We start from the raw sequence: 15,398 nt of genomic DNA, 5'->3' as shown, positions 1-15,398 counted from the left end.
ACTAATAAGTTCTCTTTCCCTTAATAACCATAACAAATAAAATAAAAAAAATCTGCTATCTTTCTACGGCAAAACGTCGTAGTCATCAAGCAGATTTATTTTATTAAATTAATATTATTTAAATAATTCTGGGTAAATTGTTGAAGCAATCATTTCTACCGCTTCACCGATACGAGGTCCTGGACGATCCATAATATCTGCATTTAATAAATACACTTCTTTATTTTGAACTGCTGAAATTGTGGACCATCCTTTTCTAGCTAAAATTTCACCTTTTGGATCTTCGATATAGTTTACAGTCGAAACGATTGCTTCTGGATTTCTTGTAATTAAATCCTCTTCCGTCACTGCAAACCATCCTTGTTGATCAGCATAAATATTTTCTACACCAGCTGCTTCAATCATTTCTTGTTGGAATGTACCAGAACCGATAGACCAAATGTCTGGAGCTGGGGAAATTTCAAAATAAACTTTTTTCTTTTGTTCGATTGATTTTGTTTTTTCTTGAACAGCTGCAATTTGAGATTGAATATCTTCTACAACTTGTTTTCCTTCTTCTTCAACACCCATTACATCAGCCATCTGTTCGATATCACCATATACATCGTTAATGGAAGTTGCTGACTGAATAACAAATACTTTAAGCCCTGCGCTTTCCAATTGGTCAATTTGTGCTTCTTCTCCAGTTGTATAAGCAAATACAACATCTGGATTTAATTCAATAATACGTTCCGTATTTACAGTCATTGAATCTGTTACACGTTCAATTTTTAAAGCTTCTTCCGGATATGTATCATATTCCGATGCTCCAATAATTTGGTCACCTACACCAAGTTCAAATAAAATTTCTGTATTACTTGGTTGTAGAGAAACAATTTTTTCTGGTACTTCTTCGAAAGTTACTTCTTGTCCACGGTCATCTACTACTGTATAAGGACCACTTTCTTCTGTACCGCTTGCTTCAGAATCTGTTTTATTATTTGTTGATTTTTCGTCACCATCAGAACAACCAACTAATAACAATGAGATGGCAAGTGGTGCCATCCACTTCTTGTTGAAAAATTTCATCGTCACACTTCCTCTTTTTTTCTTTTTTTATTAGGATAGGCTTTACTTATAAATGGGACTTCTTCTATACCATGCATTTTATTTGTATAAACAGCCATGACAAAAAATACATTGGCTAGTAGCCCTAAATAATCAAATAGTATTTCCGGTACTTCCCTCTCCTCACTTACTTTATGAAGAGCCCGGTAAGATTTTTTCGCTTCGCTACGACAAATATGTAAAAATGTTGCAGCTAGACAACCTTGGGGCAATAAAAATTGCTTTATTTCTTCCCCGACTTGTTCGACATAAAAATCATATCGACTACTTAACCAGCTTAAGTCTTCTTCTGTTACCGATAACTTCCCACGAACAGATCCGTTTACGTGATAGGCCACCGGATGGATTTTGTGCAAATCATCTAAAACAACTCGGCAATTCTCCTCTTCTTGCAACAAAGGCAATACTACTCCTATTTTTGTTGTAAGCGAATCAGTTCGAATTTCGAAGTCAACTAGACAACTTTTCTCCCTCATAAATGGATAGCAGCTGTAACGGATATCTTTTCGAATATGAACACCCCTTTCTTAGTGATAACATCCCTTCGGATAGGAAAGCATGGCAATAAAAAAAGCCAACCGAGAACGGATGGCATAAGTTACAAGATTGAACAAAAAATTATAAAATAATGCCGCACATTCTCTTTAGTTCCGAAGAGGTTTGTTACGATCAGAAAAAGATAGGTCTCCTGGCTCGTGTTTCTCGTTTTAAGAGCCTTCCCATCGTATAAGACAGTGGCATATTCTTGAAACAAACACATACAGTTGCGGACACAGCTTCGGCTTCCCACCGAATTCCCTATTAAGCATATATCGCATCTTTTTCCTGCAAACGTTATTCACTTAATTGCAATGTATCATATTTTCCCAAATAATTGAACAGTTATTTTTCAAACCATGTTAAACGGTTTCATGAACACAATTTTGGCATTTGCCGTAGATTTCAAATTTATGGGATTCGATTGCACAATCCGGTAATTTTTCTTGTATCATTTCCATCGGACAAACAGAAATTTCCTTCACTTTTCCGCATTCCATACAAATGAAATGATGATGATGGTGTTCCGATTCACAGTGCATTCGGAAATTTCTTTCACCATTTAACTCAGTTTCTTCTAATATACCAAGATCCACAAAAGTAGATAAATTACGGTAAATCGTATCAAAACTCATTCCGGGGAAATCCTTTTTTAATACTGTAAGGAGATCTCGCGCAGTTAAATACTTATCCGTATCCTCAAACATATTCAAAATTAGCTCACGTTTATCAGTTTTTTTATAACCGTTATCTTTTAAAATTTCCCATGCTCTCGTAATATTCATTTAACTGCTCCCCTTCCGTGCTTTAAATGTAGAGTAATCTTTTTTGTTATTATAACAATTAATAAGATAAATATAGAAGTAACAACAATGGTTCCTCCAGGTGCTAGATTTAAATAAAAAGCACTCACTAATCCGATAATGACAGCAGCTTCCCCAAAAAGAATGGCATAAATAATTGTTTGTTTAAATCCCCGCGCAATTCGCATACTTGCCGCAACAGGTAGCGTTATCAATGAAGAAACTAATAATATACCAACAATTCGCATACTCGCTGCAATCACTAATGCTACAACAATCATAAACAAAAAGTGAATCCATTTTGCTGGTAGCCCACTCGCATTGGCATATTCTTCATCGAAAGCTAAGACGAACATTTCTTTGAAAAAAGCAAAGATAAATAAAAAAACAACGATTGCAATACCGATCACAACCCATAAATCTTGTCTCGATACGGCAGAAACGGAACCGAATAAATAACTCATTAAATCCGTATTAAATCCACTTGCTAATGAAATAAAGATGGCACTAAGACCAATCCCCCCTGACATAATAATCGGGATGGCAAGCTCTTCATAATGTTTATAAAGTCTACGCAAACGTTCAATTAAAATGGATCCACTAACCGATGCAATAATCCCGAAATAAATTGGATTTAATAATGCAAAGGCTGTAAAGGTTTGACTTAAATATAAGCTTCCTGCAATTCCCGCCAACGTCACATGGGACAATGCATCTGCAATTAGGGACATTCTTCTAACAACAATAAAAACACCTAATAATGGTGCAATCACTCCAATAATTAGCCCTGAGAAAAAGGCATTTTGTAAAAATTCATAGTTTAAAATCGCTTCAATCATTTGCCTTCTCCTCTTTAATGAATCTTTCGAACCGCATGCCCATACCAATTATCCAATTGATCTTGTGAAATCGTATCAAAATCTTCTTTATATCCGTGGAAATGGATTGTTTGATTTACACAAGCTACATGGCTAATCCGATTGGAAACGGTATCAACATCGTGGGTAACTAAAATAATTGTTTTATTTTGTTCCTCGTTTAATGTTGCTAACATATCATAAAATGATTGAACATTTTCATGATCAATTCCGACAGTCGGTTCATCTAATATTAAAATTTTCGGATTTGAAATCAATGCCCTAGCAATAAATACTCGTTGTTGTTGACCGCCAGAAAGTTGACCGATATTACGGGAGCGGAACTCTTCCATTCCAACGGATTTTAATGCTTCCAGCACTTTTAAATCAACATCCTTTGGCATTCGTTTTAATAACCCTACTTTTTTTGTTAATCCACTTTTCACAACTTCTTCTACTGTTGCTGGGAAGCCTGAGTTAAATGCATTGGATTTTTGAGAAACATAGCCAATCCATTCCTTATGACGGAAGGAATCGATGGATTGCCCAAACAATTGAACCTCACCTGACATTGGTTTCAATAAACCTAGCAATAATTTTAATAGAGTGGATTTACCTGAACCGTTCGGACCCAGTATCGCAAGAAATGCTCCTTCATCCACTTTAAACGATATGTTTTTTAATACTTGTGTATATTCATATTGAAAGGACACGTTTTTCATTTCAATTAATGTTTGGCTCATTTTTTCTCTTCTTTCTAATTCATAATCATTACGATTTACAATTTGTTAGTATAGTCTATTCATTCCTAAATGTAAAGGGACCAACCTTAAAAAGAACTGAAAATCATCCCTTTATTGACTTCATCAATACTAGAAAGGATGTCACGTTTGAAACAAGTTGAATTTATTGAACAGTTTTTAACGAAATCGGATAAGGAAATTGTAAAATTCGCTAGACAATACGATGTTGATTTAACGTTGGAAGAAGTACAACGTTTAAGACCTCTTTCGCAAAAAGCTTCCGTTACATGGCTTATTACAGGTATTCCCAATTCCTTTTTAAAGGAAGTTGAAAGTATTATTGGTAAGAAAAAGTTAAAAAAACTTCTAAAATATCTTGAAAACTATTAAAGAAGAGAGGTTTCCAAAAAGGGAACCTCTCTTAATATTCTGTGATGATTTTTTTTACGACTTCATCAATTGCAGTAAGCTTTATTGACGTTTGATTTTGAGTCATAATGGCAAAAGCATATTTTGTTCCACTATTGGCTTCTACATATCCAGCTAACGTATAGACACCCGTAATATGGCCGGTTTTAGCAATGACTCGATTTTCATAAATACGTTCATTAAATCGATTCTTTAAGGACCCTCCGATCATTCGATCAGTTTGTCCACCAATTGGTAAACTATTATAAAAAACGTTAAACTGGGGTTCCATTTGAATATTCGTCAACAAATGGGTTAATTCGTTAGCAGTTACCCGATTCGCATGGGACATGCCTGAACCGTCTTCTAAAGTCCATTGTTCCATATTGAGTCCTAATAATGCACCATATTGTTGTAGCGCATTGAGTCCCTCAACAAGATGCCCCTCCCCATTTACTTCTCTCCCCATTGTTTTCACTAAAATATCAGCAATACTATTATTACTTAATTTTAAAAAGGGCACCATTAATGATTTTAATGGCAAAGAGTGTTTAACAAAAATCGTTTGTGCATCCTTTGGAACTTTATTGCGCTTTATTTCGGTTTTGTCCGAAAAGATAATACCGGATTCCTCTAACGTTGTTTTGAAAACTTGCAATGTATTAATAGTCGGATCATAAAAAGTGACCCAATCTTTAATAGTTGTATTCACCGGAATATTACCGCTAATGACAATTTTATTTGTTCCATATTGCCGTTCAATTTCAATCGTATTCCTTTGATTTTGTTGAACCGTTACCGCTTCGTTTTGAATAACCATTCCACTAACCTTTGGATCAGCTACAACGTTTGGAGAACTTCCGACTTTCGTCGGGGTAACATGAACAATCATCGTACCTGCATCGTAATCATTATCTGGTGACAGTGTGATGGCACTCGTTCTCGCGGCAAAGTAATAGCTTTCATCTTCCTTCGAAATACCCGGAGTTAACTGTTCACCAACAAATAATGAATCATCACCATAAAGATTTCCATTAATTTGTTCAATTCCGTGATGTTTTAATATACTAGCAAAGGTAATAAAATCTTTCTTTTGTAGTGTAGGATCACCCTCCCCTTTCATATAAACATCTCCATTGAACACATTTCCTTCAAGTTCACCATGTATGGAAAACTTCGTGCGAAATCGATAGTCAGAACCAAGCATGTTGAGGGCTGCAGCTGCTGTTAGCAATTTTAATGTAGAGGCTGGTTTCATCGCTACATCTCCATTGTTGTTATAAAGTAATTCGCCATTATTTAAAGCCCTTAATGAAACACTTATATTTTCATTCCCTAATTGGTTCTGTACCGTATTGTCTAAACTATATGCTTTTACAAATTGAACATGATTTAAAAGTAAGAAACACATCATAATTGAAATTAATAATTTCTTTTTCATTCATTCCTCCCATTTAGCTACAATAGAATTTTAACTTTTATTAGTTTATTCATTTACCCCACCTTCTAAGCTAAAGAATAAAAAAAGTAGATAACTTTCTATAAAAAGTCATCTACTTTAAAATTAAATTTGTAATGCTTCTATTTCTTCTGGTTTATAATTGCCCGATCTTAACATTGCGATCTCAAATAAATATGGAGCCTTTTTATTTTTAGAATCTGTTCCTACCCAAGGTGTTTCTAATATTTTTGGAATATCTTTGAATTTTTCATGGTGAACGATACGATGAAGGGCTTCAAAGCCAATATGTCCAAAACCGATATTTTCATGACGGTCTTTTGCCGCTCCACATACATTTTTACTGTCATTTACATGGACAACTTTTATTCGATCAATTCCAATTAATCGATCAAATTGTTCTAAAACACCATCAAAGTTGTTTATGATATCATAGCCGGCATCATGAGTATGACATGTATCAAAACATACAGATAGACGATCGTTATTTTTTACTCCATCAAAAATTTGAGCTAATTCTTCAAACGTTCTACCGATTTCCGAACCTTTGCCTGCCATCGTTTCTAATGCAATTTGCACAGGATAATCCGTTGCTAATACTTCATTTAACCCTTCAATAATTTTAGCAATACCCGCTTCAACACCGGCTCCCACATGGGCACCTGGGTGTAATACGATTTGAGTAGCACCAATTGCAGCAGTACGCTCAATTTCCTTTTGCAAAAAATCGACTCCTAATGCAAAAGTTTCAGGTTTTGTTGTATTCGCAATATTGATAATATATGGTGCATGAACGACAATATTGGAAAGACCATTTTCTTTCATATGTGCTAGTCCTGCTTCTATATTTAATTCTTCAATTGGTTTACGTCGAGTGTTTTGAGGCGCCCCAGTATAAATCATAAAGGTTGATGCACCATAAGATGCCGCTTCTTTACTTGAAGCTAAAAGCATCTCTTTCCCACTCATTGAAACGTGCGAACCTATCAACATTCTCAAATTCCTCCTATTACTTCATGCGATTGCGCTTTTTACGCTCTTTCTTTTTAATTTTCTCCATTTCCCAACGCATATTCCGTTTATAGCCAGGTTTAACTTTTTTCGGTTTGCGAACACGAGCTTTTGCTATAACGTCTATTTCGTTCTCATGCTTCACACGATTTTTTCGAGCATGGCGTTCTTTTAATTCAATCCATTCCCCATTTTTCACATCTTTTTGAACGAATGGGATACCCATTTTTTCAACTCGTACTATTGCATCTTCATCTTCAGGTTCAAATAACGTAATAGCAGTACCTTTATTACCTGCCCGTGCTGTTCGACCAACTCGGTGAATAAAGAATTCAAGATCTTCTGGAATTTCGTAGTTGATGACATGGGAGATTCCTTGGATATCAATACCCCGCGCTGCTAAATCAGTCGCTACAATATATTGAAATTCTAAATCACGAATTTGTTTCATCATTTTTTTACGATCCCGTGGACTTAAATCGCCATGAATTTGACCAGCACGAATCCCTTGTTCTGCTAAATAGCCAGCAACAGATTCAGCATTTTTTCTCGTATTACAAAAAATCACAGCTAAAAACGGATTAATCGCTTCAATTACTTCCATTAAACGGCGGTTTTTTGATTTTGAGCGAACTGGTACGAGAATAAAATCAATTCCTTCTGCTGCAGGTTTTTTATCATTCATTTGAATATGAACTGGTGATTCCATATATTTCTTTAAGAATGGCTGTAATTTAGCTGGAATCGTTGCTGAAAATACGAACATTTCTAGATTTTCAGGCATATGAGTTGCAAATCCATCAATATCTTCAATGAATCCCATATCAAAGGCAAGGTCGGCTTCGTCCACTACTAATATTGGCGCAGTATGAACTAGTAACGCACCTTCCTTTACTAAATCACGAATTCTTCCTGGTGTACCGACAACAATATGAGGCTGGGTTTTTAACTTATCAATTGTACGTTGTTTATCTGTACCACCAATAATTAATTTTGCTTGAATATCCGTTTCTTCAATTAACTGATTCAATGCATCAAAAATTTGTTGGGCAAGTTCCCTCGTTGGTGAAGTGATAACCGCTTGCACCTCTTGTTTTTCTTCATTTATTCGTTGCACAATCGGCAATAGGAAACTGTGGGTTTTACCTGTTCCCGTATGAGCTTGTCCAATTGCACTTTTCCCTTTCAAAATAAGAGGTATCATCTCTTTTTGAATAGGAGTTGGTTCTTCAAAGCCAAGTTTTGCAATTGCTTCTCTTAAAAATGGCTTAAAATCATAATCTGAGTACTTCGACATTTTTCGTACCTCCTAACATGTTTCATATTGTACCATTTTGGAAATGTAAAGCACAACAAAACAACTGTTAATCCCAACAATATCAAGGCTTTTTGAATATTTAATATATTCATAGCCCACGAATCTTTTAAAAAATAAAAAAAACCAGGATATTCATCCTGATTTTTTAAAGAATTGTTATTAGTAAGGCATTATTTTGTCGACTGGTTTTGGTTCTTTAATTTTCGGTAAAATTTTATTTAACGTAACGGTTCTTTTTATTTCATGGGTTGAAGGATCTTTAGGATCATATTTCTCCAAGAAAGTAATCACTTCTTTTACGATCGGAGTTGGCGTTGATGCACCAGCTGTAACTGCCACAGTTTCAATCCCCTCTAACCACTCAAGCTTTAGTTCTGATAAATCTGCAATTCGATAGGATGGCGTATTGGCGATTTCTTCAGAAACTTGCGTTAAACGATTCGAGTTATTAGATTTTGGATCTCCTACTACGATTAACAAATCCGCTGCACCTGCTTGCTCAGCAACTGCTTCTTGACGAACTTGAGTAGCTAGACAAATTTCCTCATGCACTTGTATGTGGGGATATTTTTGTTTTAAATAATCCATCGCTGCTTTTACGTCCCATTGACTCATTGTCGTTTGATTTGTCACAAGCAGTTTATCGTTATCTAATTGTAAACGATCGATATCTTCAGTCGTTTGAACTAAATGAACATGGTCTGGAGCTACCCCAATAGCCCCTTCTGGTTCAGGATGTCCTTTTTTCCCGATATAAATAATATCGTAACCTTCAGCTGATTTTTCACGAATTAAATCGTGGGTTACTGTTACGTCAGGACAAGTTGCATCAATCGAAACTAACCCTTTTTTTCTAGCAATCTCACGAATTTCTGGAGAAACACCATGGGCCGTAAAGATGACCGTACCCGTTTCAACTTGTTCGATAATTTCTTTTCGGTTTTCCCCATCTAATGTGATAATACCTTCTTCTTTAAATGCATCTGTAACGTGTTTATTGTGCACAATCATTCCTAATATATAAATAGGTCTCGGTAATGTTTTATCTAATGAGGCATTACGGGCAATAACCATCGCATCAACAACCCCGTAACAGTAGCCTCTTGGATTTATTTTAATGACTTGCATTGTGTCACTCCTTTTGTTGGTACATAGTTTTATTATAACGGAGCAACACGTTTAATACAAAACTTCCAACTAATCTTTTCTATTTTTAAGTATTAAAAATCATATGGCGGTTGATAAATGAGAGGTTTCGATGGTCGCGTTGTAAGTTTTTCAGGACTTCCTTTTTTAGAACGGGATGACGTTGAGATAGAATCAAAGGAATCCCTTCTACTACTTTGTTTTCCTTTTTTATCTTGCTTCTGCTCGGTCTCATTGGAACTCGGCATACTTTGGAAACCTTTATATAATTTCCATAAAGCGGGCAAATTTCGAATCATTGGTGTCGCTTGTTGAATTAATGGTTGAAAAGACTGGGCAGTAGCCAAAAATTTATTTGCTGTATCCATAAACGATTCTAATTTCGGTGTAGACGTTTGCGGAGCAATACCTGGGATAGATCCCGGTCCAAGTCCGGGGCCAGGCATCGGCCCAGATTGCGGCATCATTCCCGGTTGGAAACCCGGAGGTATTTGCTGACCAAAGTTTGGCATTGGCCCACGTCCAGGGCCAGGCATCGGTCCAGGTCCAGGGAATTGATTAAAGGGACGACCTTGTGGCACTTGTGGATAGAAACTTTGAGGACGCATTGTAATCTCCTTTCTAGCATCTTTTGACGTTAATTGTTCTAAAGGTATCATATGCAAATAGGCTTTTAAATGTACAATTTCAATAGATTAAACAAAAGAAAAAGTGTATTTCGCACTTTTAACGAAATACACTTCTAAGTAAGTAATTTTAAATAAAATAATGATTAATCGGTCTACCTACTCCACCGTAGTGAACATCTACTTTAATGAAATTTTGTTTCTCAAGAAAATCTAAATATCTTCTAGCAGTAACACGGGCAACCCCAATGCCTGAAGCTACTTCGTCCGCTGAGACGCCCTCTTTGGAATCCTTAACGTATTTGATTACTTTGTTTAAAGTAGAACGGTTAAACCCTTTTGGAAGCTCTGATAAAATTGAAATTTCATTTTCAACAGACTCTTCCATTTCCCGATAAGGACGAATCATCTCATCTAATTCTTTTTGGGTTAAATCTTGTACTTCTTCGGACTTTGCTTTGAATTTAAAGTAATTTAAAAGCGTCTGTTGTATTCGTTCAAAGGTAAAAGGCTTCATTATATAATCATATACACCTAAGTGTAAAATTTGTTGTATAGTTTGCATATCATTTGCCGCGGTTACCGTAATAACATCTACTGGTATATTAGCACTTCGAATTTTACGTAATGTGATAAGCCCATCTTGTTCAGGCATAAAAATATCCATTATAACTAAATCGGGTTTTAATTGTTCAATTTTTTTATAGCCTTCAACACCATTATTGCACATCTCAACCACTTTAAAGCCTTCTACTCGTTCAATAAATTGTCGATTAACTTCTCTGACCATCGGATCGTCTTCTACGAGTAAAACTTTTATTAAGTTCAAACATGATTCCCCCTAAACTAGCCCATTTTCTATTTTTCCGCGTTGTTCCCCACTTATCAATTTTACATTTATTAGGTGAAAAACATGTTCTTTTATTATTATCACCTAGTTATCTCTTGTCAAATTGAACTATTATTACGCTAATTTAAATTCCCTATTCTATTTCAAATGTAATTACAAAAGTTGTTCCCTTTCTTGGTTCGCTTGTTACATCAATTGTACCATTGCCTTTATCCACAATTTCCTTCACTAAATATAAACCAATTCCACGATTCTCTTTATCCTTCGTGGAAAATCCACTTTCAAAAATGCGATCTTTAACTTCTTCTGTCATACCAATCCCATTATCGCTTACTAAAATCGCAAGCATGCCATCATGGTCATCAATCGAAATATGAATCTCTTTATTTTCTTTTTCTATAGCCACTAACGAATCAAAAGCATTTTCAATTAAATTTCCAAATAATACGACAAAATCATGATGATCTAATTTCTCTGGAAATTGAGTAAACTTACTTTCCTTATCAATATTAACTGTAATCCCGAGTTCCCTACCTCGACTAATTTTACTTAATAATAATCCTGAAATATTTTCATTATAAATTCGTTCATTTAAAAATTTCGTTACATTATCGTGTTCATCCTTTACTTGGGACAAATAAGCTAACGCTTGTTGATAGTGTCCTAGGTGAAGTAACCCAGCAATTGTATGTAGTTTATTTTTATACTCATGGGTTTGGACACGTAATGCCTGTACAAAGGCTTTAACACCTGTTAGTTCTTCCGCAAGCTGTTTGAAAGCTGTTAAATCTTTAAATACAGCTACCGCTCCAACTGTTTCTTCATTTACAAGAATCGGAATCCGATTGCTGATTATACTATGTTCATTCACATAAATTTCTTGATCATAAACCGGCTTCCCTGAAAAAACGATTTCAGGTAATCGTGTATCTGGTAACACATCATATATATTTTGGCCTAAATATTGGAAAGGGTCTCCTTCCACTCCTAATATTTCACATGCCTTCTTATTAAATATTGTAATATTTAACTCTTTATCAACAGCAATGATACCTTCATGCATCGCATTGAATGTTTCGGTTCTTTCTACATACATTTTTGATATTTCATGAGGCTCCAAACCAAACATTTGCTTCTTAATATGACGTCCAAGGGTATGGGCTCCCCAAACACTAAATAAAATTGATAAAGATAATGTCACAATAAATTCCGATTGATAATCAGCGACGATTTGAAGATAAGATGGAAGTAAATAACCGACTAACACAACTCCAATTTGAATATTCAGTTCATTCATAATGGGTACAAAGGCGCGGATCATCGTTCCTTCTTCTCCATTTGCCTTTGATAAATAATAGTGTTCTGCAAAGGCAGGATCCATATCGGTCGATTGACTAACTTGTCCTATTTCCTCTTTAGAAGGATGGGAATACTTAATCCGATTCATGTCCATCACAACAATGTAATCCGCTTTGTTGATATAACGTATTTCACCAATGATTTCATTTATCTTTTTTGATGATTGTTCAAAATCTTCACTTTGTAATAATGTTTTAATTTCTGGTAAGTTCGCTACCGTTCGACTTACAAGCATTGCCTCTTGACCGATATCTTCTTCTTTTTCTTGAAATAAACTTCCAATAACAAAAGTACCTGCTATTAAAAAGGAGAAGGCTATAATGAAAAACGTCAAAAACATAATTTTTTTATTCATCGATAATTTCCGTTTTTTCATCCATTAACCTCCTATAATTTTCGCTGTCCTATTCGCATCCAATAAGTTTATAATGATTTTATATTTATTTTACAATAATCGTGGTGAAGAGAATGAAATACTTTCTAACTGGATCTTTAATTACCATCATTATATTAATCGTACTATTTGGGTATCGTCAAAATATTTTTTCGCCGACAGCATTACCCTATGATGATGAACAAGAGGGTTTAAAGGATCAAATAACGATTCATTTTAGTCATGTTGTGGCAGAAAATACACCTAAAGGAATAGCAGCAGAAAAATTTGCCCAACTTGTCGAGGAAAAAAGTGATGGACATCTCCTCGTTCAAGTTTATCCAAACAGTATGTTATATAGTGATGACAATGAACTGGACGCACTTTTAAAAAATGATGTACAAATGATTGCTCCAACCATTTCGAAAATGACGGATATGTTACCAAATTGGCAAGTTCTAGATTTACCTTTCCTTATTGAGAATAATGAGCAATTAAAAGATGTTTTAAACGGAAACGTCAGTCAATCTCTACTACAGGAGCTTGAAACCGTTCATATTAAAGGCTTAACGTTTTGGAGCAATGGTTTTAAACAAATTGCTTCGACATCACCGATTTTAGAAGTTGAACAATTTAATGGAAAACGGATTCGTATGATGCCAAGTAACATATTAAGAAAGCAATTTCATCTTCTTCAAGCAGAGCCTATTGCTACACCTTTTGGCAATGTTTATCGTGACTTGCAAAATCATTTAGTAGATGCCCAAGAAAATACGATTTCTAATATTTATTCTAAGCAATTCCATACAATGGAAAACCATATTACCCTCTCCAATCATGGAATTCTAGCTTATGCCGTTCTGATGAATGAACAATTTTGGAATGAGTTAGATGAAAAATATCAACAAATTATTATTGAATCTCTTGAAGAAATGCAAAATTGGCAGTTTGAACAAGCTCAAAAATTTAATGAACAAAATTTACAGGATCTCCAATCGGATCCGAACGTTACTATCTATGAATTAGATGAAGCAAACAAACAACAATGGAAAGAAAAACTCCACCCAATATATGAACACTATAAAAATACGATTAATGATCAATATTTAGATGATTTATTAGATGAACTAAATCACTCTTTCCCATAATTTCAATGAACAAAATGAACAAAATGGAACTACCTTTTACAAAAAGGTAGTTTTTTTATTCACTCCACCATTGTACTATAACAAAATGAAAGTAATTTGAATCAGTAGTATAACAGTGAATTAATTGATTTATAGGCATTTGTGATAGTTTTCACATTTAATTGAACGAAATGAACGATATAACCATTAAAAACTAAACAGCTTTTTCAGAAAACTATCAGTTATGATAGTTTCAATGAAAGCGATAACATTTTATTTACAATAAATTTACAAGGAGGAAAGAAGGAAATGAAATTACTTAAAAATTTAACGTTTCAAGTAATCGTTGCGATTATTTTAGGTATTATCGTTGGAGCGATTTGGCCAGAGTTTGGTGCTGGTTTAAAAGTATTAGCGGATTTATTTATTAAATTAATTAAAATGTTAATTGCTCCAATCATCTTCTTAACCGTTGTCATCGGTATTGGTGGCATGGGAGATATGAAAAAGGTTGGTAAAATCGGTGGTAAAGCATTAATTTACTTCGAAATCGTTTCTACTATTGCCTTAGCAATCGGTATTGGAGTTGCATTATTAGTAAACGCTGGTGATGGACTTGATACATCCCATGCAAGTGATCAAGATATTTCAAAATATACGACAGCTGCGGAAGAAACTGAGCATGGTATTGGTGCCTTCATTTCTAGTATTATTCCAGAAAACTTTGTAGGAGCTCTTGCAAACGGTGAATTATTACCAACACTATTTGCCGCTGTATTATTCGGTATGGCTGCTGCTGCATTAGGTGAAAAATCAAGACCAGTTATTCAAATTTTCGAGCAAGTATCTGAAATCTTCTTTAAAATTGTTGGTATGGTAATGAAGTTCTCTCCTATTGGAGCTTTCGGTGCGATGGCATATACAATTGGGAACTTCGGTTTAGAATCTCTAGGAAACTTAGGTTTATTGATGGCCGCTGTTTACATTACAATGGCGCTGTTCCTCATTATTATTCTAGGTTCCATTGCAAAATTTTATGGATTTAATATTTTTAAATTTATTGCTTACATTAAAGATGAAATTTTCTTAGTTATTGGTACGTCATCATCTGAATCCGCTTTACCTTCTATGATGCGTAAATTAGAAAACTATGGTTGTTCAAAACAAGTAGTTGGTTTAGTTGTACCAACTGGTTATTCATTCAATCTTGATGGTACAGCGATTTACTTATCAATGGCTGCGCTATTTATCGCCCAAGCTTATAATGTTGAATTAACATGGATTCAAGTGTTAACACTTCTTGGTATTTTAATGATTACATCGAAAGGGGCTGCAGGTGTAACAGGATCTGGTTTCATTACATTAGCAGCAACATTAGCTGCCTTCCCAATGATTCCAGTTGAAGGTATTGCCCTATTAATCGGTGTAGACCGCTTTATGTCAGAAGCTCGTGCCGTAACGAACTTAATTGGTAACGGTGTCGCAACAGTAGTAGTATCTAAGTCAGAAAAAGAATTCGATGAAAAAGTAAATGCACACATCACTCAATCAAAAGTGCATGCATAATAAAAAAAGTAACTTCTCTGCTGAGAAGTTACTTCAGACTGTAGACAAACTCGAAATTTCGAGTTTGCCTACAGTCTTTTTTCTTTTAAAATAAAAGTAATAGTTTCT

15 protein-coding genes and 1 riboswitch are annotated in these 15,398 nt (G+C 34.9%); of the genes, 3 read left to right on the top strand and 12 right to left on the bottom strand.

All coding sequences use genetic code 11. The annotated features are described in order from the left end of the window. Positions 1-114: 114 nt before the first annotated feature. From H9636_RS13725 to H9636_RS13705, 5 genes are all read right to left on the bottom strand, one after another. Positions 115-1,068, bottom strand: coding sequence for an ABC transporter substrate-binding protein (locus H9636_RS13725; protein ID WP_191708142.1), 954 nt, complete (start codon positions 1,066-1,068; stop codon positions 115-117). A gap of 2 nt (positions 1,069-1,070) precedes the next feature. After that, entirely contained in the window at positions 1,071-1,619 is a 549-nt protein-coding gene (locus H9636_RS13720) for a hypothetical protein (RefSeq protein WP_191708181.1), read from the bottom strand. Between the two features lie 149 nt (positions 1,620-1,768). Continuing rightward, a riboswitch (cobalamin riboswitch) is annotated at positions 1,769-1,944 on the bottom strand. Between the two features lie 62 nt (positions 1,945-2,006). Beyond that, positions 2,007-2,429 (bottom strand): Fur family transcriptional regulator, encoded by a 423-nt coding sequence (locus H9636_RS13715; protein ID WP_191708141.1) that lies wholly within the window; start codon positions 2,427-2,429, stop codon positions 2,007-2,009. Beyond that, positions 2,426-3,286 carry a metal ABC transporter permease gene (locus H9636_RS13710; RefSeq protein WP_191708140.1) on the bottom strand — a complete coding sequence of 287 codons (861 nt, stop codon included), beginning with the start codon at positions 3,284-3,286 and terminating at the stop codon, positions 2,426-2,428. The genes H9636_RS13715 and H9636_RS13710 overlap by 4 nt, the downstream gene beginning before the upstream one ends. 14 nt (positions 3,287-3,300) lie before the next feature. Continuing rightward, positions 3,301-4,047 carry a metal ABC transporter ATP-binding protein gene (locus H9636_RS13705; protein WP_191708139.1) on the bottom strand — a complete coding sequence of 249 codons (747 nt, stop codon included), beginning with the start codon at positions 4,045-4,047 and terminating at the stop codon, positions 3,301-3,303. Positions 4,048-4,194: 147 nt separating this feature from the next. Between H9636_RS13705 and H9636_RS13700 the strand changes: the two genes are divergently transcribed. Beyond that, on the top strand, positions 4,195-4,437 hold the full coding sequence (locus tag H9636_RS13700; protein ID WP_191708138.1) for an endonuclease IV: 243 nt from the start codon (positions 4,195-4,197) through the stop codon (positions 4,435-4,437). Positions 4,438-4,468: 31 nt separating this feature from the next. Here H9636_RS13700 and dacB read toward each other — a convergent pair whose 3' ends face one another. The 7 genes from dacB to H9636_RS13665 form a co-directional block, all read right to left on the bottom strand. After that, positions 4,469-5,896 carry a D-alanyl-D-alanine carboxypeptidase/D-alanyl-D-alanine endopeptidase gene (gene dacB / locus H9636_RS13695; RefSeq protein ID WP_191708137.1) on the bottom strand — a complete coding sequence of 476 codons (1,428 nt, stop codon included), beginning with the start codon at positions 5,894-5,896 and terminating at the stop codon, positions 4,469-4,471. A gap of 123 nt (positions 5,897-6,019) precedes the next feature. After that, positions 6,020-6,907 (bottom strand): deoxyribonuclease IV, encoded by an 888-nt coding sequence (locus tag H9636_RS13690; protein ID WP_191708136.1) that lies wholly within the window; start codon positions 6,905-6,907, stop codon positions 6,020-6,022. Between the two features lie 16 nt (positions 6,908-6,923). Continuing rightward, the gene (locus H9636_RS13685) at positions 6,924-8,222 is read right to left on the bottom strand and encodes a DEAD/DEAH box helicase (RefSeq protein ID WP_191708135.1); all 1,299 of its coding nucleotides are present in this window, start codon (positions 8,220-8,222) and stop codon (positions 6,924-6,926) included. Positions 8,223-8,402: 180 nt separating this feature from the next. Beyond that, positions 8,403-9,371: a 4-hydroxy-3-methylbut-2-enyl diphosphate reductase gene (locus H9636_RS13680; protein ID WP_191708134.1), complete on the bottom strand. Its 969-nt coding sequence runs from the start codon at positions 9,369-9,371 to the stop codon at positions 8,403-8,405. A gap of 92 nt (positions 9,372-9,463) precedes the next feature. Beyond that, positions 9,464-9,997, bottom strand: coding sequence for a VrrA/YqfQ family protein (gene vrrA, locus H9636_RS13675; protein ID WP_191708133.1), 534 nt, complete (start codon positions 9,995-9,997; stop codon positions 9,464-9,466). 148 nt (positions 9,998-10,145) lie between these two features. Continuing rightward, on the bottom strand, positions 10,146-10,844 hold the full coding sequence (locus tag H9636_RS13670; protein ID WP_191708132.1) for a response regulator: 699 nt from the start codon (positions 10,842-10,844) through the stop codon (positions 10,146-10,148). A gap of 154 nt (positions 10,845-10,998) precedes the next feature. After that, positions 10,999-12,600 (bottom strand): ATP-binding protein, encoded by a 1,602-nt coding sequence (locus tag H9636_RS13665; RefSeq protein ID WP_191708131.1) that lies wholly within the window; start codon positions 12,598-12,600, stop codon positions 10,999-11,001. Positions 12,601-12,692: 92 nt separating this feature from the next. On the opposite strand from H9636_RS13665, the gene H9636_RS13660 reads away from it, so the two are divergent. Further along, complete coding sequence (locus H9636_RS13660; protein WP_191708130.1) at positions 12,693-13,745, top strand: DctP family TRAP transporter solute-binding subunit; 1,053 nt, start codon at positions 12,693-12,695, stop codon at positions 13,743-13,745. Positions 13,746-14,033: 288 nt separating this feature from the next. After that, positions 14,034-15,290 carry a dicarboxylate/amino acid:cation symporter gene (locus tag H9636_RS13655; RefSeq protein ID WP_191708129.1) on the top strand — a complete coding sequence of 419 codons (1,257 nt, stop codon included), beginning with the start codon at positions 14,034-14,036 and terminating at the stop codon, positions 15,288-15,290. The last annotated feature ends 108 nt before the right edge of the window (positions 15,291-15,398 follow it).

Origin of the sequence: Ureibacillus galli, assembly GCF_014836845.1 — a bacterium.
GTDB classification, from domain to species: Bacteria; Bacillota; Bacilli; order Bacillales_A; family Planococcaceae; genus Ureibacillus; species Ureibacillus galli.
The sequence above is the reverse complement of the archived record's forward strand: the minus strand, read 5'-3'. Positions and strand labels throughout refer to the sequence as shown.

Bases quoted from the DNA above. Each gene is read 5' to 3' on its own strand.
- H9636_RS13690 (WP_191708136.1), bottom strand. From the start codon at position 6,907: ATGTTGATAGGTTCGCACGTTTCAATGAGTGGGAAAGAGATGCTTTTA.
- H9636_RS13655 (WP_191708129.1), top strand. From the start codon at position 14,034: ATGAAATTACTTAAAAATTTAACGTTTCAAGTAATCGTTGCGATTATT.
- H9636_RS13705 (WP_191708139.1), bottom strand. From the start codon at position 4,047: ATGAGCCAAACATTAATTGAAATGAAAAACGTGTCCTTTCAATATGAA.
- H9636_RS13685 (WP_191708135.1), bottom strand. From the start codon at position 8,222: ATGTCGAAGTACTCAGATTATGATTTTAAGCCATTTTTAAGAGAAGCA.
- H9636_RS13665 (WP_191708131.1), bottom strand. From the start codon at position 12,600: ATGAAAAAACGGAAATTATCGATGAATAAAAAAATTATGTTTTTGACG.
- H9636_RS13715 (WP_191708141.1), bottom strand. From the start codon at position 2,429: ATGAATATTACGAGAGCATGGGAAATTTTAAAAGATAACGGTTATAAA.
- H9636_RS13680 (WP_191708134.1), bottom strand. From the start codon at position 9,371: ATGCAAGTCATTAAAATAAATCCAAGAGGCTACTGTTACGGGGTTGTT.
- H9636_RS13725 (WP_191708142.1), bottom strand. From the start codon at position 1,068: ATGAAATTTTTCAACAAGAAGTGGATGGCACCACTTGCCATCTCATTG.
- H9636_RS13660 (WP_191708130.1), top strand. From the start codon at position 12,693: ATGAAATACTTTCTAACTGGATCTTTAATTACCATCATTATATTAATC.
- dacB (WP_191708137.1), bottom strand. From the start codon at position 5,896: ATGAAAAAGAAATTATTAATTTCAATTATGATGTGTTTCTTACTTTTA.
- H9636_RS13710 (WP_191708140.1), bottom strand. From the start codon at position 3,286: ATGATTGAAGCGATTTTAAACTATGAATTTTTACAAAATGCCTTTTTC.
- vrrA (WP_191708133.1), bottom strand. From the start codon at position 9,997: ATGCGTCCTCAAAGTTTCTATCCACAAGTGCCACAAGGTCGTCCCTTT.